Below are 16,379 nucleotides of genomic sequence, written 5' to 3' on the forward strand. Positions count from 1 at the left end.
ACGGCGTCGGGCATTTATCTGGCGCCGTATCAGAACTCGCGATCGCTGATGGATTGGAACTCGATGCCGCTGTTCGCGTGCATCTCCAGCGGCATCCGCCAATCGCTGTCTTTGCCCAGGGCGAAAGCTCTGGAGCGGAAGTTGCAGCCGCTCTTGATGTTCTTGATTTTCATAACGTGTTCCACAGCCGAATCGATTTTGACATCGAAGTTGCCGGCGGCGGGAATGAACACCTCCGCCAGCTGTTGCGGTGCTGTGGGCGTTTCCAGCCTGACCAATACCGCAAAATCGTTGCCTTGATTGTCCAGCGTCAGACGATGCAAGCCGGTACCGGTCAGGCGTTCCGGTTGATGCAGATAGCCGGCCGATGACGGCCAGGTTTGCCCTGCATTGTCGTGCAGCGGCCCGCCGCACTGTTCACGTGCTTCGCGCAGCGGCATTTCGCGTTGGATAGTCCGGTTGTAATCGGTGGGGGTGGTCGTCACAAATTCATCATCGCTTTGATGTGCGCGCAGATAGCGTTTGGCGCTGAACACTCCAGCGGCAATCAGCATAAAGAAGATAAAAATCGTCAGGCGATTCCTGAAGATGGGGCCAAACAGCCTGCCCGGTAATTGAAATAACCACTTCGCGATTTTCGATAGCATCTTTTTCCCTTAGCACCCAAGCCGTTACGTTCTGCGGTAACGATGCTTGCCTCAGTATAGCCAACATCTCACCGACGAAAATCCCTCCCCGGCATTTTTTCTTCCCTTCGCGTGTTGTACGATTTTGTTCGTTTGTGTACATTTGTGATCAATTGTTCATCTTCGAGCCGTAAAATGTCGAAACTGTTACCCAACGAACGCCATGACGCGATCCTCGCCACCCTGCAGCGCGAAGGGCGGGTATTGGCGGTTGAAATGGCGGAGCGCCTGAATACTACCGAAGCGACCATTCGGCGCGATCTGCGTCAGTTGGCGGCGCAAAACCTGTGCAAGCGCATTTACGGCGGCGCGTTGGCGCCCACGCCGGCATCCGGGCCGGTGAGTGAACGGCTGCAGTTAAGCGGTGATGAGAAGCAAGCGTTGGCGCTGGCCGCGCGGGATCTGGTGAAACCAGGGCAGATCATTTTTCTTGATGCCGGCAGCACCCATCTGTATCTGGCTGACCTGCTGCCACGTGACCAGCGGTTGACCCTCGTCACTAACGCGCTGTCCATCGCCGGTAAAATGCTGGAACGGCCGGGGATCCGCACGATTTTAATCGGCGGTGAGCTGGATGCCGACGTGGGGGGGTGCGTGGACGCCAAAGCCGCTCAGGAAATTGACGGTTTTCATTTTGACATGGCTTTTATTGGCATCTGCGCCTACGACCCGGCCAGCGGCTTTTCGGCGCTGAATTACCAGGATGCCCAGTTCAAACAGCGTCTGTTGACGCGCTCCGGCAGCGTAGCGGTGCTTTGTACCCGCGACAAGCTCAATACCTACGCCCCTTATACCTTCCTGCCCGCCGGGCGAGTCGATTATCTGGTTACCGCAAGCGGCGAGCATCCGCAGCTCGAACAGCAGGTGATCCGCGGCGGTGGCAAGGTGCTCTACAGTGATTTCCCTAACGGAGACTGAGATGAAAATAGCCCATGTTGCATTGTGGACCCGCGATATTGATGCTCAGGTGGCGTTCTGGCAGCGTTATTTCAACGGCGTTGCCGGGGAAGAATACGTTAGCCGCAACCGCCCGGGCTTTGTTTCCCGCTTTGTCAGCCTGGCTTGCGGCCCGCAGCTGGAAATTATGCGCCTGCCGGATCTGCTGCCGGCGGAACAGACCAATGAGCGCGTAGGCTGGGCACATATCGCGCTTTCCGTCGGCGACGAGGGTCAGGTCGATTTGCTGGCGCAGCGGGCCCGGCAGGAAGGGATCCTGCAGGCGCCGCCGCGCTGGACCGGCGATGGTTTTTATGAGGCGATCATCCGCGATCCGGACGGCAATGCCATCGAAATTACCGCCTGATCACTCTTCTTCGAGGATCGCGAACTGCTGGGCCAAATAGTCGAGCAGCAGCCGCACTGCCGGCAGCAGCCCACGGCGTGACGGGTAGACCGCATGCACTACGCCGCCCTGCGGTTGCCAGTTGGGTAGCAAGGGTACCAGCTCACCGCGCAGCATGTTGTCGCGCATCATCATCGACGGCAACTGCACAATGCCGACGCCGGCAATAGCTGCGGTACGCAGCATCAGCATATCGTCGGTAACCAGCCGCGGCCGGTGTTCCCATTCCACTTTCTCACCGTCCGGCCCGGTCAGTTGCCACTGGTGCTGTGCCCGCGCCGGCCCGAGATCGAGCGTCGGGTATTTATCCAATTCTTCAGGCCGTTGCACCGGGCCAAGGGTCCGCATCAGCGCGGGGCTGGCGGCGATGTACCAGATGCGTTGGGCCAGGATCTTCAGCACCAGATCACTGTCTTCCAGCGGAGGTGGCCGCACGCGGATCGCCAGATCCAGGCCTTCGCCCACGACGTCCACCCGGCGATTGGTGGCTTCCAGATGGACCGTCACTTTGGGGTAATCGGCCATAAAGGCTGCCACCATACTGCCGACGCGGGTATGCAGGATCGCCACCGGGCAAGACATGCGCACCGTGCCGCAGGGTTCCGCGCGGGTTTGCTCAATGGCCTGCTGCGCGGCGTCGGCTTCCACCAACATCGCCTTACAGTGAACGTAGTAATTCTGGCCGACTTCGGTGATGGAGAAACGCCGCGTTGAACGTTGAATCAGGCGCACGCCCAGACGCTCTTCCAGCAGCGCCACGCGGCGACTGAGCTTGGACTTCGGGATGCCCAACGCCCGGCCGGCAGGCGCAAATCCCTGGTGATCGACCACGCTGGCGAAATAAAACAGATCGTTCAAATCGGTGAACATCGCCCGTCCTTATCGTTCTATTTATGGAACGCTGAGTGTACATCTTGCCTACTACTGCGGCAAATGACGATCAATTAGACTTCTGGCATCAACCTAAGGTCGAGAGACCTGGAACAGGAGCTCAAGATGAAAAAGATCCTCGGTATTTACAACAGCCCTGAAGCCCATTGGGTCGGCAACGGTTTCCTGGTGAATTCGCTGTTCTCCTATAACGACCTGGGGGCGGAAATGAGCCCGTTCCTGCTGCTGGATCATGCTGCACCAACCAAATTCCGCTCTGCCTCCGGCACCCGTGGCGTTGGCCAGCACCCGCATCGCGGGTTTGAAACTGTGACCATCGTGTATCAGGGCGAAGTGGAGCACCGCGATTCCACCGGCAGCGGCGGGGTGATTGGCCCCGGTGATGTGCAATGGATGACCGCCGCCTCGGGTATTTTGCACGAAGAGTTCCATTCACGGGATTTCTCGCGCAACGGCGGCACCATGGAAATGGTACAGCTGTGGGTCAACCTGCCGGCCAAAGACAAAATGGCCGAACCGGGTTACCAGACGCTGCTGAATGCGGATATTCCGGTGGTTCCGCTGGCGGACGGCGCAGGGCAGGTTCGGGTGATTGCCGGTAATTTTGGCGGCCACGCCGGCCCGGCTCGCACCTTCAGCCCGCTCAATGTGTGGGACATGAAGCTGAACGCCGGCCATACCACTACATTGACGGTGGAAGAAGGCCATACGCTGGCGTTGGTGATGCTGCACGGCGCCATTCATGTTAACGGCGAGGAAGTGGTGCGCGAAACCCAAATGGTCAGGTTTGACCGTGCGGGCGATTCGATCACTATCGAAGCCAATAATGATGTCGCCTTGCTGGTGCTGAGCGGTGAACCGATCGATGAGCCTATCGTCGGCTACGGCCCGTTCGTGATGAACAGCGACGCGGAAATCCAGCAGGCTTTCAGCGATTTCAACGGCGGCAAGTTCGGCACCATGGCAACAAAGTACGGGACGAGCTAAGCCATCCCTCCTGGCCCGGAACAAGTTCTCCGGGTCAGGCACTACACTTAAACTTCTGTGTTCCCTGGCTTTGCGGTCGGGGACGCATATACCCGCAACAATCAAAACCCAACAGGAGTAAACCATGACTGCAAATTACAAACGCCTCGACAAGGATCAGGCCGCCGTATTGCTGGTGGATCATCAGGCAGGGCTGCTTTCACTGGTACGTGATATCGATCCCGATCGTTTTAAAAACAACGTACTGGCACTGGGGGATTTAGCGAAGTATTTCAACCTGCCAACCATCCTGACCACCAGTTTCGAAGATGGCCCGAACGGCCCGCTGGTGCCGGAACTGAAGGCCCAATTTCCTGATGCGCCTTTTATTCCACGCCCGGGGCAGATTAACGCCTGGGATAACGACGACTTCGTGAAAGCGGTGAAAGCCACCGGCCGCAAACAGCTGATTATCGCCGGCGTGGTCACCGAGGTGTGCGTGGCGTTCCCGGCGCTGTCCGCTCTCAGCGAAGGTTTTGAGGTGTTTGTGGTCACCGACGCTTCCGGCACCTTCAACGAGCTGACGCGTCAGTCGGCCTGGAGCCGCATGGAAGCCGAAGGTGCGCAGCTGATGACCTGGTTCGGCGTGGCCTGCGAGCTGCACCGCGACTGGCGTAACGATGTGGAAGGCTTGGGCGCGCTGTTCTCCAACCATATCCCGGACTACCGTAACCTGATGACCAGCTACAGCACGCTGACTCGCGGTAAATAAGACTACGAGCGGGATGCAAATACCGATGTGTCTTTACAAGATCCTTAAGCTTTGATCACGTTGGCGCCAGGATGTAAGCAAAGATCATTGGTGTGAAAAGGTCGTGAAAAGCGGCTTTCTCATCTGCCGGGGGCGGGGTAGGTTAAACCCAATCCCGGCAAATGAGGTCAATATCATGAAAAATGCATGCAAAGTACTGGCGCTGCCTTTCCTGGCAGCTGCGACGCTGTTTAGCGTCAGCGCGCTTTCCGCTCCGGCTCCGACAGATAAAAATGCGCCGCCGGCAGGGCAAGACTTCCGTCTGCCGCCTTTCCCGGGCGGACATATGCCGAAGCCAGGCTTCTGTCACGGTGGGGAGTTGTTCTGCGCCACCTCTGCCAGCGATAACCCGACCGAAACCATCAATAAGCTGACCTCGGTGATCCCGGCCGGCAGCGCCAGACATTATGAGGTACGAATCTCGGTCGTGGCATTGCCGGATACACCGCCAGCACCGTCGGCCCCTTAAGCGCTGCATCAGTCTGCTGGTTCTGGGGGGGAATGCGCGTTAGTCTGGGGTGATCACTTCAGGAGGCAGGATGAATTCGCCAAAGCTCCCCCCTAATCTCTCTTCTTATCTACGGCCTGGCGATCGGGTGCTGTTATTCGATGGCGAATGCAACCTTTGCCACGGGTTGGTGAGATTTCTGATCCGCGCCGATCGACAAACCAAAATCCTGTTGGCGACGGTGCAATCGGCGGAAGGGCAGGCGATCCTGAGCTGGCTGGGGTTGCCTACTGATCGTGTCGACTCCATCGTTTATTTTGAGCAGGGGTGCCATTGGCTGCGCTCGGCGGCGTTTTTTCAGGCGTTGCGCCAGCTTGGTTGGCCATTTCGCCTGTTGGCGTTGGCGCGTTTTCTGCCGCAACGGCTGGCCGACGGGGTTTACAATGCGGTGGCGAGCAATCGCTACCGGCTATTTGGCCGCAATGACGGCACCGTCTTGCCCGGCGCCGATCTGCCGGGGCGCTATCTGCATTCCGGTTCCCGCCGCTCCCGCTGAGCTTTACGCTTCTTTACTCTTTAATCGATTGAAATATCAGCAGTCTGGCCCCATATAATTGAGCATTAAACCCAAAAAGGAGCGCATATGGGAATCAGTGAAGAAGAGCATCTCCGCCGTTTAACCCGCGAAAAGAACGCCGTGGGGAATTCGGCGAAATGGGTGGCGATCGTTTCTGCCGTTTACTTTACCCTGATGGTGTTTTATGGCCATCCGGTTGGCGTGCTGGCCATGTCTGGGGTGATCTTTATGGTTTCCACCGGCATCTGGTTAAAGAAGCGCAAGAAAGTGAAATCCTATCGCCGGGTACTGGCGGAAATCAACGACGATCCTTCCGTTTAACCGCCCTGATAGTCGCTGCGCATCAGGGTATAAATCAGGCTTGGCTCGGCGTCAGGCACATCGTTTAACGTATCTACCAAACGCAACCCCGCTTTTTCCAACACGTGACGTGAGGCCTGATGGTTTGCACGCACGGTGGCGGAAATCTCATCCAGCCCCAGGTGTTCGAAACCATATTCGAGCGCAGCCAATGCCATTTCCGTGGCCAATCCCATCCCCCATACCTGCGTATCAAAGCGGTAACCCAGATTCACCGTGCGCTGTGCGCCGAGCGGATGCCACGACAGCCCACCGAAGCCGATAATCCACTCCGGCCGTTCACGCAGCGCGATCGCCCAGGAGCCATAGCCGTGCTGCCGCCATTTCTCGATCCGTTCGGTCAGGATCTGCCGCGCCTGTTCTTCGCTGGCAACGGGGCCGGCGGGGTTGAAGCGTTGGGTTTCCGGATCGCCGAAAATGGCGTAAAACCTGGCCAGATCGTCGGCCACTGGCGGGCGCATCAACAGGCGGGCGCTGACATAGGGATCGGTAGGGGTCATCTTGGGCATGGTTTCTCGTAACCTGCTGTGATTGGGCAGGTTTAACTGTAGACCAACTGCGCGGGGGAGGAAACATAAACCCCTCTCCGGGCGGAGAGGGGGCAGGATCAGATAAACGAATCGTCGTCGCTGTAGTCGTCATCCGAAAAATCGGCGCTGTCGTCGGTTTGATAACCCGCGTTCTGGAAGCCGTTGTCCTGATTCAGGAAGCGATTATCGCCGTTGTTAAAAGTGTCGAGGTTGTTGGACGCGTCAAAATCTTTCATTGCGCTGTCATCTACAGGCTGTGCCGGGGTTTCGTCGATAATGTTCACAATCTCTTGCGGCTGCGAATGGCGGAACATGCCGGTCAGCATGTCGGCCAATACCACGCCGCCGGCCACGCCAGCCGCAGTTTGCAATGCGCCGCCGAGGAACCCGCCGGCCCGAGAAGGTGCAGCCGCCTGCTGTGGCGCTTGTTGTGGCTGCTGCGGGGCATAACCCGCCTGCGGCTGATTGTTCCAGGCCGCATTATTTTGCTGTTGCGCCTGGTACTGGTCGCGCGGGCTTGGCGTATTGCGATTGCCGCCGCCGAACAACCCGGCCAGGAAACCGCCACTGCTCTGTTGGCTGGCGGTATTTTGCTGCTGCTGGGCAATCTGGTTCTCCAGATCTTTTACCCGCTGGTCCAGTTGCTTCAGCGCCGCTTCCTGAATGATCATCGCCTGCGCCATGTAATAAGGTGCAGAAGGTTGTTCACGGATATGCTGGTTGATGAGCTGCTCTGCCTGGAGATCCCTCTGGCCCGTCTTGGTCTCGGCTTCTTTCAAGCGGCCAAACAAACCATCGATAAGGCGTTGTTCTTCAGATTGCATAGGGTTACCTCAGGAGATAAATAACAAAGCTGGATGATGATTATCATCGGTAGCTATCACCCTAGCGCGTTTGTGTGAACCAATAAATAAATGGTGAGTAAACCTGTTTATGAATTTGTTACCAGTTACGGCAAAGGGATCAGCATGACCAGCTTCAGTGTGTTGTTTTCCGCCGGATGAAACGTCAGTTGCCGATAGCGCAGCGCCCCCTGCAGAGGATGAGTAAACGCCCGTTCGCCGCCTTCGCGTGCCATCACGTCATGCTGCTTCCACCAGTGATTAAAGGCTTCGCTGTTGTGCGTCATGTTGCGCACGAAGGCGCGCATCGCTTCGGTATTTTGGTGGTGGCTGGTTTCTGCGCGAAACTCGGCCACTACGCGCCGTGCACGATCGTCCCAATCGCTGACCAGGTTCTTCGCCAGCGGGTGGAAAAACATGAAGTGCAGCAGATTGGGCGTCTTGGCCTGGCCCAGCCAGCCGCTGAACAGGGTTTCCGCTTGCGGGTTCCAGGCAACGATGTTCCAGGTGAGATCCAGCAGGTAGCAGGGCGCAGCCACCTGGTAAACGCTTTGCAAAACGGCGCTGTTGGCGAGGTCCTGATGCTGTTCCTGCTCGGGATCGGCCACCCGCGCCAGGGTAAACAGGTAGTGACGTTCGGCATGCCCCAGGCGTAACGCTTTGGCGATGCGCGCCAGCGTATGTGGAGAGATGGACACCTCGCGCCCCTGCTCTATCCAGGTATACCAGGTGGCGCTGATACCGCTGATTTGTGCCAGTTCCTCACGACGCAGGCCGCTGGTGCGGCGGCGCGGGGCGCTGGGCAGCCCCAGCATGTCTGGCGTGATGCGCTCGCGGTGCGCCCGCAGAAAGGCACCGAGGGCTTTGGGGCCTGATAAGGCTTCGGATTGCATAGGGGGTACCTGTTCATACTAGGATAACTGCTTATATTGTACCCGTATATCAGCCTGATTATAGTGGGTTGTATCCCGTAATTGTTTATGACCGCCAGCGGCGCTCAGGTGCAATGACGAGAGACACCTAATAGAAAGCCACCCGGCACGGGCGCAAGCCCGACAATAACAGGAGCAAATATGAGCATCAGCAACAGCCATAAAAATGCGGTCGATCGTCAGTTCGGTGAGCAGGCCAGCGCCTACCTGACCAGCGCGGTGCATGCGCAGGGTAAAGATTTACAGCGTCTGGCAACATTGTTGGAGCCCCACGCCGGTGCCAGGCTGCTCGATCTGGGGTGCGGGGCCGGGCACGCCAGCTTTACGGCGGCGGCGAAAGTGGCTCAGGTGGTGGCTTATGATTTGTCCGCGCAGATGCTGGAGGTAGTGAGCCAGGCGGCCGTGGATAAAGGGCTGAACAATATTCAGGTACAGCAGGGCGTGGCGGAATCGCTGCCGTTTGACGATGCCGGCTTTGACCTGGTGATCAGCCGTTATTCGGCACACCACTGGCATGACGTGGGCCAGGCGCTGCGCGAAGTTAAACGCGTGCTGAAACCGGGCGGCGTAGCGATCTTTATGGATGTGGTGTCACCGGGGCACCCGCTGTTGGATATTTATCTGCAAACCGTTGAGGTGCTGCGCGACACTTCGCATGTGCGCAATTATGCGCCGGGTGAATGGCTGAGTCTGCTGACTGAGGCTGGGCTGGTGGTGCGGGAAGTGACTTCGGATCGGTTGTATCTTGAGTTCGGCAGTTGGGTGGCGCGCATGCGTACGCCGGAGCATTTCGTTACCGCCATTCGCGCTTTGCAGCAGGGGGTTTCTGAAGACGTGCTTCAGCACTTCGCCATTCAACCTGACGGGTCCTTCACCAGCGACATTATGATGTTTGAAGTAGTCAGAGGATAAATAACGCCAGGGCAGCCAATATCCCCTTCGTTTTTCAGACTTCAATCTGAAATTCATTGGATATAATGGCTGCCCTGACAGGGTATCAATTACTTCTTGTCTTCCAGCAGGCAGCGATAAATCAGGCCGCCGACGACACCGCCGATTAACGGCACCAGCCAGAATACCCAAAGCTGTTGCAATGCCCAGGTGCCCTGGAATATTGCCACACCGGTACTGCGCGCCGGGTTAACGGAAGTATTGGTTACCGGAATGCTGATTAAGTGAATCAGCGTTAATGCCAGACCGATAGCCAAAGGGGCAAACCCTGCCGGCGCACGTTTATCTGTCACGCCGTGAATAACAATCAGGAAGAATGCGGTCAGGACCAATTCGATAACAATGGCGGATTGCAGAGAATAGCCGCCCGGCGAATGTTCGCCGTAGCCGTTGGAGGCAAAGCCGCCGCCGGTTGGATCAAAGCCCGCTTTACCGCTGGCAACCAAATACAGCACGGCCGCTGCAGCGATGCCGCCGATCACCTGAGCGATCACATAAGGGATCACGTCTTTGGCCGGGAAACGGCCGCCGGCAAATAATCCCACGGTAACGGCCGGGTTAAAGTGCCCGCCAGAAATATGGCCAACGGCATACGCCATTGTGACTACGGTAAGACCAAAAGCGAGTGCCACACCGGCAAAACCAATACCCAGTTGTGGAAATGCTGCTGCTAATACTGCACTGCCACAACCACCAAACACCAACCAAAATGTGCCAAAAAATTCAGCAAATAGTCGCTTTGACATAAACTCCATCCTACGGAAAATACTAACGATCGTTAGCACTAAAAACTATAGAACACCTTTCTCGATTAATGCAGGTTTCTATCAGGATTTTCTTAATGCACCTTAAATAACGGCGGGTATTAAATCCCCGTGAATTAGTTTTGTCTATGCGACTTTAGCTATATTTATCCGTTTTTGCGCGCGTTTGCTTATTTTTTATCTTTCTTATGAGAATTTACCCTAAGCTTAAGTGTCAGGTCTGCTTTTAGCGGAAATCGACCCTTGCAGAATTTAATTTTCCACCTGATTTTTCCATTCAATTCGCCGGGGTTAATTGTTGATTCCTATTTGCCATGTTGAATTAGCACCAGGATTCATGACATTAGCGGGGCTGTCATCAGAATGTCACACCAGGTTAATACCTTAGCAAGCTGCGAACTTCACTCCCTTGACTCTGAGCCATAACCATGAAAATAAAACCGGTTTCGTTGTTAATCACCTCGTTGTTTCCTCTGATCTCTTATGCCGCCGACGTTGAGGTGGAGCGCTATGTCGTCGGCTTTCCCGGCGGTGAGCACGTAAGCTATCAGGGCGCTTTCGCCAAGCAGTTTCCGCAGGGATTACCGGTGGGTATCGGCTCCGGCCTGGTGTTCAATGGGCGTGAGGGCAATGAACTGTTGCTGACTACCGTTACCGATCGCGGCCCTAACGCCGATGCACCTGCGGTCGGTGAACAGGAAGCCAAAATCTTTGCCAACCCGAAGTTCGTTCCCTTGCTGATGGATATTCGCGTCGGCGGCGGGAAAGCCGTGGCCGGCAATCAGCGCCCATTGCATGATGAACAGGGGCCTGTCAGCGGGCTGCCGCTGCCGGGCGGGCTGATTGGGTCCACCAACGAAGTGGCGCTGAGCGATACGCTCAAAACCTTGCCGAGCGATCGGCGCGGGCTGGATACCGAAGGCATCACGGCCGACGGTAACGGTGGCTATTGGTTATGCGACGAATATGGCCCGTTCCTGATCCATATCGACAATAAAGGCAAGATCCTCGCCAAATACGGCCCTGCACCGCAGAAAGGGGAGCAGGCGGTGGCCGGTGGCTTGCCGAATATTATCAAGTGGCGCCAGCCGAACCGGGGTTTCGAGGGCATCACCCGCCTGCCGGATGGCCGCATTTTGGCGGCGGTGCAGAGCACGCTGGACGTCGACGGCAAGAGCAAGAACAAAGCGCAATTTACTCGCCTGGTCAGTTTTGATCCGGCCAGCGGCAAAACGGCGATGTATGGCTACCCGATTGATATCGACAGCTATAACAAGGCCAAGGATGCCAAAGTCGGCGACATCGTGGCGGTGGACAACCAGCATATCTTGTTGATTGAACAGGGCAGCGATAAAGACAAGCAGATGATGAACAAAATCTACCTGGTCGATCTCAGCCAGGCGACCGATCTGACGGCCTTCGACGGCAAGGACAAAGCGCTGGAGTTTGATGATGCGAAGGATCTCGCCAAGCGCGGCGTGAAGCTGGCGCAAAAGCGCGAAGTGGCGGATCTGCGCAAGTTGGGTTGGCAGCAGGAAAAAGTGGAAGGGCTGACGCTGATCGACGATCGCACGCTGGCGGTGATTAACGATAACGATTTTGGTCTGCAGGCCAAATTGGTGAACGCTGAGCCCAAGGGCAAGAAAATCGGCGATTACCAGTTGGATAAGCAGGGAGGTTTGTCCCTTGACGGTAAAGCCGTGTCGACGAGCATCGAACTGCGGCCGCTGGATAAGCCGGAATCACTGAGCGAACTGTGGGTGCTGAAACTGCCGCAACCGCTGAAGTAACCGCCGTGACAGGGGGAATGGCTCCCCCTGTCCGCGTTTGTTATACGGACGCGCCGTTTTGTTGCTGTGGCGTTCTGCCCCGCGAGATGCTCTCCCACACCGCGACCACCACCATAATCAGCGTGGTCAGGCCGTTCACCATCAGCAAATCGGTCAGGTAAGCTATCGGCGTCAACACGGCCAGCGCGATCAGGCCCAGCAGATGCGACAGCGGGAAGCGGCGATACACCAGCCGTTTGTACAAGGCGTTGGCGAGCAGGTAAATGGCCGGACCGAGGAGCAACACCGCTGCCGTCACATTGCTGATATGGCCGTCGGGATGGGCAATCACCAGTTCGTTGGCGACGGCGCAGACGATAATGGCCCCGACCAGCACCACGTGTACATAGTGGAAGTTGGCACCCAACCGGCCGGGATTTTCCGCCTGGCTGATGGCGTGGCTGCCGGCTTTGCTGCTGGTATCGAAATAGACCCACCACATTGCCAGGCTACCGATAAAGGCCACCAGCGAGGCGATCAGCACCGGCGCTGTCCAGGTTTCCATTTCGCTGAGGGAAGAACCGGTAATCAGAATGGTTTCCCCCAGCGCCACGATCACGAACAGCTGGCAGCGCTCCGCCAGATGATGACCTTCTATGGTCCATTCACTGCTGCTGTCGGAGCGGCCCAGCAGCGGCAGGCGGAAACCGAACATCGGTGAAACGTATTCGCACAGCACCGCCAGCGCCCACAGCAGCAGACGGCCATTGCCTTCCGCCAGTCCGCCCAGGATCCAAAATACCGCCGAAATGCACATCCAGCCCAAAATACGGCGGAAGTTTTGCTTCAGCGGGTGATCGGCCTCGAGCAGGTTCAGGACCACCCAGGAGCGGCCCACCTGAATCGCCACGTAGAACAGTGCGAACATCAGCCCGCGTTCGCCAAACGCCTGCGGCAGCGCGGATGCGGCGAACAACCCCAGCAGCATGATGGCGAACAGCAGGATGCGAATGGGGCGGGTATCCGGATTAAACCAGTTGGTCACCCAGGCGGTGTATTGCCACGCCAGCCAAACGGCAAACCACAGCAACAAGGTTTCCAGCGCACCGGTCAGCGTCAGGTGGTGCAGCAGATAGTGGGAAAGTTGAGTAACGGCAAAAACGTAGATCAGATCGAATAACAGTTCCGAGAACGAAACCGAAGCGCCTCGACCATCACGCACACGCAGTAAGGTTTGCGACATAGAGAGTCCTTCTAAAGTGATAACCTTCAGAAAACAGCGTAGTTCAGGGGGACGCTGAGGGAAGAAAATTCTTAAAAATTAAGGTTTTTATATTAGGGTGAACAACGGGCTTTTAATTTCAGCCGGGTAGCAGTAACCTTTTCTCAGCAAGCGCAGAGTTATTCTTTCAGGACATCGGTGTACGCAATTCCTCCTTATTTACCTCACAATGATTGATGTTCTTTACATTGAATTACGTCGCTTTGCACAGCCTGGCGGATAATTAACTCCACTGATAGAGAAAATAAACAAAAAACATCTGGAGTTAATCATGAAACTATTACCTGGTATCGCAGCAGTCCTGATCGCAGCCGCTTCATTTTCCTCTTTCGCCGCGCCACTGTCAGCGGTAAAACAGATTGACAGCGAGCAGGCAAGCAACCTGCAGAGCATCGGTGTGGTGTCGGTTTCCGGCATCAGCGGTTCACCGGGCGACGCGGTTCATGCACTGAAAGAAAAAGCCGCGGCGGATGGCGCAAGCCATTACCGTATTATCGCCCTGGACAACCCGGGAGATTCCAGCAACTGGCGTGGTAATGCAGAAATTTATCGTTAAAAAGTGGGTTGAAAATAAATATTTGGCCGCCGCCGGGTGGCCGATAAAATAAACGGTTGCGGAAGATAATCTGACCGGTAATGCTATCGTTTGATTACCCTAAGATTATTGTTGCAACCGTTTCGCGTTTTTGGCGCCTGCTGGTCGCATTTTATTACAACTGTTTCGATGGCTTTCGGATTCATGTTAATGAATACTTAAGAAATTGAGGGCAGATTGGTGGCTACTCAACCTAACGGAGGCCCCAATGTTAAATGCGACACGGCTGCAACTGAAGAACCACTTCTCTTATCTCCAGCAGTTTATGGCTTCACCGCGTACCATTGGCACCCTGGCGCCTTCTTCCCCCTGGCTGTGCCAGGCGATGTTGAATCAGATCGAATGGACTGGCGCCTTGTCGATTGCCGAGCTGGGCGCCGCGGATGGGGTGCTCACCAAACGCATTCTTGGGCGCATGCGTGCCGATGCCTCGCTCGAGGCGTTTGAGATCCAGCCTCATTTTGTGCATCAGTTGCGCAAGATTGACGATCGCCGTCTGCAGGTTATGGACCGTTCCGCAGAACAGATGGCCCGCGACTATGATGTGGTGTTCTCCTGCCTGCCGCTGCTGTCGATCCCGGTTAAAATCAGCGTCCGTATTCTGCAGCAAGCCCGGCAGCGCTTGCGGGCACGTGGCGGCACTCTGGTGTTGTTCCAGTACAGCCACCTGTCGGAAAAACTGCTGTCGCGCTATTTTCACTGGAAGCGGGTGCGAGTGGTGCGTAACTTCCCGCCGGCATTGGTGTACATCTGCACGCCGCGTTAGCTACAGTTTTTTCTCCATTACCACCACTTCGCCATCATATTGCCGGCGGCGTTCGATAGTTTGCCAACCCCAGCCTGCATACAGTACCTCTGATTTGTCGGTGATCAGGTGCAAGACGGGATGGTTGCGTTGGCGGGCCAATTGCACGATAGCCTCTTCCAGACGCTGCGCAATGCCCTGACGCCGGTGGTCAGGATGAACAAAAACCCCCGCCAGCCAGGGGGACAGATCCCGTCGTTGATGATCGTCGCTTGGCCACAGGCTGGCCATGCCCAGCGGGCATTCGCCATCGAGTATTAACAGGGTGACATAGTCTTCGCTCGGTTGGGTGCACAGGGCAAAACGCTGGCGTGTGCGCTCCAGCGAGCCGCCGCGCTGTGACCCCCACTGGCCAAAGGCCCATGCGGCGCAAACATCGCTGTACTGCGGGCATTCCGTCAGCGAAACAATACGTTGGCTCATCTGTGCTCCTCTGGTTTTCCCCATTTCGTCATTTTTATCGATTTAGCGGCCGATTTTTACTGTAGAAAACCACATTTACGGCGGTTTTGCATTTATCGGCGCCGAAACACGGTGATTCGGTGGATTTGTCCTGCCCTGCGCGCGTTATCAATTGAAACTGTTAATGAGAGTAATTATCATGCACCCATCTTTTAGCTGCCCCCGGCCCACTCATGCGCAATCCTTTCGTTTTACTGCTGCTTTCCCTGTTGCTCGGCGTTTTTAGCGCCCAGGCGAAAATGGTCACCGACATTACCGGCCGACAGGTCGACGTGCCGGATAACCCGCAGCGCATCGTGTTGGGCGAAAGCCGCATGCTTTATACCCTGGCGTTGCTGGAGCCGGGCAACCCTGCCCAGCGCGTCGTCGGCTGGCCGGAAGACATGGCGCGTTATGATGCGCAAAGTTGGCAGCTCTACGCGCAAAAATTCCCGCAGATCAAGGCGATCCCTTCCATCAGCAAGGGCAATTTCCGCCAGGTTAACGTCGAAAACCTGATCCAACTGAAGCCGGATCTGGTGATCCTCCCGCGTTACGCGCGCGAAGAGGGCGACAGTGATTTTCTGCTAACGGCACTGAACAAGGCCGGTATTGCGGTAATCTACGTCGATTTGCGGGTTGATCTGCTGAACAATACCGTGCCGAGCGTGCGTCTGCTGGGCGAAGTACTCAACCGCCAGCAACGCGCGGCGCAGTTCATCAGTTTCTATCAGCAGCATATGGCGGTGATCCGGCAGCGGTTGGCCGGCTACCAGGGGCCCAAACCCAAGGTGATGCTGCATCTGCACCTCGGGCGGCGCGAGACCTGCTGCACCACTGCGGCGCATGGCAATCTTGGCGATCTGCTGGCCTTTGCCGGCGGCGACAATATCGCCAACGCCAGCATCAAGGGCGTGTACGGCGAGCTGAATCCGGAAACCATCCTGACTGCCAATCCCGACATCTACATCGCCACCGGCATGGCCGGGCCACAGGGCAAGCGTTTTTCCGATCTGCGCCTTGGGCCGCTGGTTACCCAGCAGGAGGCTGATGAAAGCTTCCGCATGATCATGCAAAAACAGCCGATGCTCACCAACCTGAAAGCGATAAAGAATCACCAGGCCTGGAGTATTTGGCACAACTTCTATCTCAGCCCGTATCACGTCGTGGCGGTCGAAATGTTCGCCAAAGCCTTCTATCCGGATCTGTTTGCAGACATCAATCCGCAGCAGACCTTTAAGCAGCTATACCAGCAATTTTTGCCGTTACCTTTCTCAGGCACCTACTGGAGCCGGTTGAATAACGAATAACGCCAAACGTGGTTACCGGTGCGCACGGCCTCTGGCGGCCTGCGCATCGATACCTACGTTGGGTTATATCGCCGCCC

At 56.5% G+C, this 16,379-nt stretch carries 20 protein-coding genes; 12 read left to right on the forward strand and 8 right to left on the reverse strand.

The features are described 5' to 3' along the window. Positions 1 to 29 precede the first annotated feature (29 nt). On the reverse strand, positions 30 to 647 hold the full coding sequence (locus tag D4100_RS16555) for a hypothetical protein (RefSeq protein ID WP_006321245.1): 618 nt from the start codon (positions 645 to 647) through the stop codon (positions 30 to 32). A 174-nt stretch (positions 648 to 821) separates the two neighbouring features. Here D4100_RS16555 and D4100_RS16560 point away from each other — a divergent pair, with 174 nt between their 5' ends. Further along, entirely contained in the window at positions 822 to 1,604 is a 783-nt protein-coding gene (locus D4100_RS16560) for a DeoR/GlpR family DNA-binding transcription regulator (protein WP_119804799.1), read from the forward strand. Position 1,605: 1 nt separating this feature from the next. After that, positions 1,606 to 1,989, forward strand: coding sequence for a VOC family protein (locus D4100_RS16565; protein WP_119804800.1), 384 nt, complete (start codon positions 1,606 to 1,608; stop codon positions 1,987 to 1,989). On the opposite strand, the gene D4100_RS16570 is transcribed toward D4100_RS16565, so the two are convergent. After that, entirely contained in the window at positions 1,990 to 2,898 is a 909-nt protein-coding gene (locus D4100_RS16570) for a LysR family transcriptional regulator (RefSeq protein WP_119804801.1), read from the reverse strand. Between the two features lie 126 nt (positions 2,899 to 3,024). Here D4100_RS16570 and D4100_RS16575 point away from each other — a divergent pair, with 126 nt between their 5' ends. The 5 genes from D4100_RS16575 to D4100_RS16595 all read left to right on the forward strand — a co-directional run bounded on the left by D4100_RS16575 (position 3,025) and on the right by D4100_RS16595 (position 6,042). Then, positions 3,025 to 3,906, forward strand: coding sequence for a pirin family protein (locus D4100_RS16575; RefSeq protein ID WP_006321240.1), 882 nt, complete (start codon positions 3,025 to 3,027; stop codon positions 3,904 to 3,906). Between the two features lie 124 nt (positions 3,907 to 4,030). Further along, positions 4,031 to 4,657: an isochorismate family cysteine hydrolase YcaC gene (ycaC, locus tag D4100_RS16580; RefSeq protein WP_119804802.1), complete on the forward strand. Its 627-nt coding sequence runs from the start codon at positions 4,031 to 4,033 to the stop codon at positions 4,655 to 4,657. Between the two features lie 175 nt (positions 4,658 to 4,832). Continuing rightward, positions 4,833 to 5,165 carry a hypothetical protein gene (locus D4100_RS16585; protein WP_119804803.1) on the forward strand — a complete coding sequence of 111 codons (333 nt, stop codon included), beginning with the start codon at positions 4,833 to 4,835 and terminating at the stop codon, positions 5,163 to 5,165. Between the two features lie 70 nt (positions 5,166 to 5,235). Then, on the forward strand, positions 5,236 to 5,700 hold the full coding sequence (locus D4100_RS16590; protein WP_043912974.1) for a thiol-disulfide oxidoreductase DCC family protein: 465 nt from the start codon (positions 5,236 to 5,238) through the stop codon (positions 5,698 to 5,700). An 87-nt stretch (positions 5,701 to 5,787) separates the two neighbouring features. Beyond that, positions 5,788 to 6,042: a hypothetical protein gene (locus D4100_RS16595; protein WP_006321235.1), complete on the forward strand. Its 255-nt coding sequence runs from the start codon at positions 5,788 to 5,790 to the stop codon at positions 6,040 to 6,042. Here the strand turns inward: D4100_RS16595 and D4100_RS16600 are convergent. The 3 genes from D4100_RS16600 to D4100_RS16610 form a co-directional block, all read right to left on the reverse strand. Further along, the gene (locus D4100_RS16600; protein ID WP_119804804.1) at positions 6,039 to 6,590 is read right to left on the reverse strand and encodes a GNAT family N-acetyltransferase; all 552 of its coding nucleotides are present in this window, start codon (positions 6,588 to 6,590) and stop codon (positions 6,039 to 6,041) included. The two genes, D4100_RS16595 and D4100_RS16600, sit on opposite strands and share 4 nt — an antisense overlap. 98 nt (positions 6,591 to 6,688) lie before the next feature. Beyond that, the gene (locus tag D4100_RS16605; protein ID WP_006321233.1) at positions 6,689 to 7,435 is read right to left on the reverse strand and encodes a DUF2076 domain-containing protein; all 747 of its coding nucleotides are present in this window, start codon (positions 7,433 to 7,435) and stop codon (positions 6,689 to 6,691) included. 125 nt (positions 7,436 to 7,560) lie between these two features. Next, positions 7,561 to 8,346 carry a helix-turn-helix transcriptional regulator gene (locus D4100_RS16610; RefSeq protein ID WP_119804805.1) on the reverse strand — a complete coding sequence of 262 codons (786 nt, stop codon included), beginning with the start codon at positions 8,344 to 8,346 and terminating at the stop codon, positions 7,561 to 7,563. Positions 8,347 to 8,526: 180 nt separating this feature from the next. Between D4100_RS16610 and D4100_RS16615 the strand changes: the two genes are divergently transcribed. Continuing rightward, positions 8,527 to 9,297: a class I SAM-dependent methyltransferase gene (locus D4100_RS16615; RefSeq protein WP_119804806.1), complete on the forward strand. Its 771-nt coding sequence runs from the start codon at positions 8,527 to 8,529 to the stop codon at positions 9,295 to 9,297. Between the two features lie 89 nt (positions 9,298 to 9,386). Here D4100_RS16615 and aqpZ read toward each other — a convergent pair whose 3' ends face one another. Continuing rightward, positions 9,387 to 10,082: an aquaporin Z gene (gene aqpZ, locus D4100_RS16620; protein ID WP_004949160.1), complete on the reverse strand. Its 696-nt coding sequence runs from the start codon at positions 10,080 to 10,082 to the stop codon at positions 9,387 to 9,389. A gap of 446 nt (positions 10,083 to 10,528) precedes the next feature. On the opposite strand from aqpZ, the gene D4100_RS16625 reads away from it, so the two are divergent. Next, complete coding sequence (locus tag D4100_RS16625) at positions 10,529 to 11,890, forward strand: esterase-like activity of phytase family protein (RefSeq protein WP_006321230.1); 1,362 nt, start codon at positions 10,529 to 10,531, stop codon at positions 11,888 to 11,890. Between the two features lie 40 nt (positions 11,891 to 11,930). On the opposite strand, the gene D4100_RS16630 is transcribed toward D4100_RS16625, so the two are convergent. Further along, positions 11,931 to 13,112, reverse strand: a complete 1,182-nt coding sequence (locus D4100_RS16630; protein ID WP_119804807.1) for a low temperature requirement protein A — start codon at positions 13,110 to 13,112, stop codon at positions 11,931 to 11,933. A 310-nt stretch (positions 13,113 to 13,422) separates the two neighbouring features. On the opposite strand from D4100_RS16630, the gene D4100_RS16635 reads away from it, so the two are divergent. Both D4100_RS16635 and D4100_RS16640 read left to right on the forward strand, forming a co-directional pair. Next, on the forward strand, positions 13,423 to 13,707 hold the full coding sequence (locus D4100_RS16635) for a YdgH/BhsA/McbA-like domain containing protein (RefSeq protein WP_006321217.1): 285 nt from the start codon (positions 13,423 to 13,425) through the stop codon (positions 13,705 to 13,707). A gap of 247 nt (positions 13,708 to 13,954) precedes the next feature. Continuing rightward, positions 13,955 to 14,512, forward strand: a complete 558-nt coding sequence (locus D4100_RS16640) for a class I SAM-dependent methyltransferase (RefSeq protein ID WP_006321216.1) — start codon at positions 13,955 to 13,957, stop codon at positions 14,510 to 14,512. Here D4100_RS16640 and D4100_RS16645 read toward each other — a convergent pair whose 3' ends face one another. Then, on the reverse strand, positions 14,513 to 14,974 hold the full coding sequence (locus D4100_RS16645) for a GNAT family N-acetyltransferase (protein ID WP_119804808.1): 462 nt from the start codon (positions 14,972 to 14,974) through the stop codon (positions 14,513 to 14,515). 212 nt (positions 14,975 to 15,186) lie between these two features. Between D4100_RS16645 and D4100_RS16650 the strand changes: the two genes are divergently transcribed. Continuing rightward, positions 15,187 to 16,302 carry an ABC transporter substrate-binding protein gene (locus D4100_RS16650; protein ID WP_119804809.1) on the forward strand — a complete coding sequence of 372 codons (1,116 nt, stop codon included), beginning with the start codon at positions 15,187 to 15,189 and terminating at the stop codon, positions 16,300 to 16,302. Positions 16,303 to 16,379: the final 77 nt, after the last annotated feature.

Source organism: Serratia inhibens, assembly GCF_003591175.1.
GTDB lineage: Bacteria > Pseudomonadota > Gammaproteobacteria > Enterobacterales > Enterobacteriaceae > Serratia > Serratia inhibens.

What these genes read in the sequence shown, in the direction of transcription:
- D4100_RS16555 (WP_006321245.1), bottom strand. Translation starts at nt 647, where the DNA reads ATGCTATCGAAAATCGCGAAGTGGTTATTTCAATTACCGGGCAGGCTG.
- D4100_RS16560 (WP_119804799.1), top strand. Translation starts at nt 822, where the DNA reads ATGTCGAAACTGTTACCCAACGAACGCCATGACGCGATCCTCGCCACC.
- D4100_RS16565 (WP_119804800.1), top strand. Translation starts at nt 1,606, where the DNA reads ATGAAAATAGCCCATGTTGCATTGTGGACCCGCGATATTGATGCTCAG.
- D4100_RS16570 (WP_119804801.1), bottom strand. Translation starts at nt 2,898, where the DNA reads ATGTTCACCGATTTGAACGATCTGTTTTATTTCGCCAGCGTGGTCGAT.
- D4100_RS16575 (WP_006321240.1), top strand. Translation starts at nt 3,025, where the DNA reads ATGAAAAAGATCCTCGGTATTTACAACAGCCCTGAAGCCCATTGGGTC.
- ycaC (WP_119804802.1), top strand. Translation starts at nt 4,031, where the DNA reads ATGACTGCAAATTACAAACGCCTCGACAAGGATCAGGCCGCCGTATTG.
- D4100_RS16585 (WP_119804803.1), top strand. Translation starts at nt 4,833, where the DNA reads ATGAAAAATGCATGCAAAGTACTGGCGCTGCCTTTCCTGGCAGCTGCG.
- D4100_RS16590 (WP_043912974.1), top strand. Translation starts at nt 5,236, where the DNA reads ATGAATTCGCCAAAGCTCCCCCCTAATCTCTCTTCTTATCTACGGCCT.
- D4100_RS16595 (WP_006321235.1), top strand. Translation starts at nt 5,788, where the DNA reads ATGGGAATCAGTGAAGAAGAGCATCTCCGCCGTTTAACCCGCGAAAAG.
- D4100_RS16600 (WP_119804804.1), bottom strand. Translation starts at nt 6,590, where the DNA reads ATGCCCAAGATGACCCCTACCGATCCCTATGTCAGCGCCCGCCTGTTG.
- D4100_RS16605 (WP_006321233.1), bottom strand. Translation starts at nt 7,435, where the DNA reads ATGCAATCTGAAGAACAACGCCTTATCGATGGTTTGTTTGGCCGCTTG.
- D4100_RS16610 (WP_119804805.1), bottom strand. Translation starts at nt 8,346, where the DNA reads ATGCAATCCGAAGCCTTATCAGGCCCCAAAGCCCTCGGTGCCTTTCTG.
- D4100_RS16615 (WP_119804806.1), top strand. Translation starts at nt 8,527, where the DNA reads ATGAGCATCAGCAACAGCCATAAAAATGCGGTCGATCGTCAGTTCGGT.
- aqpZ (WP_004949160.1), bottom strand. Translation starts at nt 10,082, where the DNA reads ATGTCAAAGCGACTATTTGCTGAATTTTTTGGCACATTTTGGTTGGTG.
- D4100_RS16625 (WP_006321230.1), top strand. Translation starts at nt 10,529, where the DNA reads ATGAAAATAAAACCGGTTTCGTTGTTAATCACCTCGTTGTTTCCTCTG.
- D4100_RS16630 (WP_119804807.1), bottom strand. Translation starts at nt 13,112, where the DNA reads ATGTCGCAAACCTTACTGCGTGTGCGTGATGGTCGAGGCGCTTCGGTT.
- D4100_RS16635 (WP_006321217.1), top strand. Translation starts at nt 13,423, where the DNA reads ATGAAACTATTACCTGGTATCGCAGCAGTCCTGATCGCAGCCGCTTCA.
- D4100_RS16640 (WP_006321216.1), top strand. Translation starts at nt 13,955, where the DNA reads ATGTTAAATGCGACACGGCTGCAACTGAAGAACCACTTCTCTTATCTC.
- D4100_RS16645 (WP_119804808.1), bottom strand. Translation starts at nt 14,974, where the DNA reads ATGAGCCAACGTATTGTTTCGCTGACGGAATGCCCGCAGTACAGCGAT.
- D4100_RS16650 (WP_119804809.1), top strand. Translation starts at nt 15,187, where the DNA reads ATGCGCAATCCTTTCGTTTTACTGCTGCTTTCCCTGTTGCTCGGCGTT.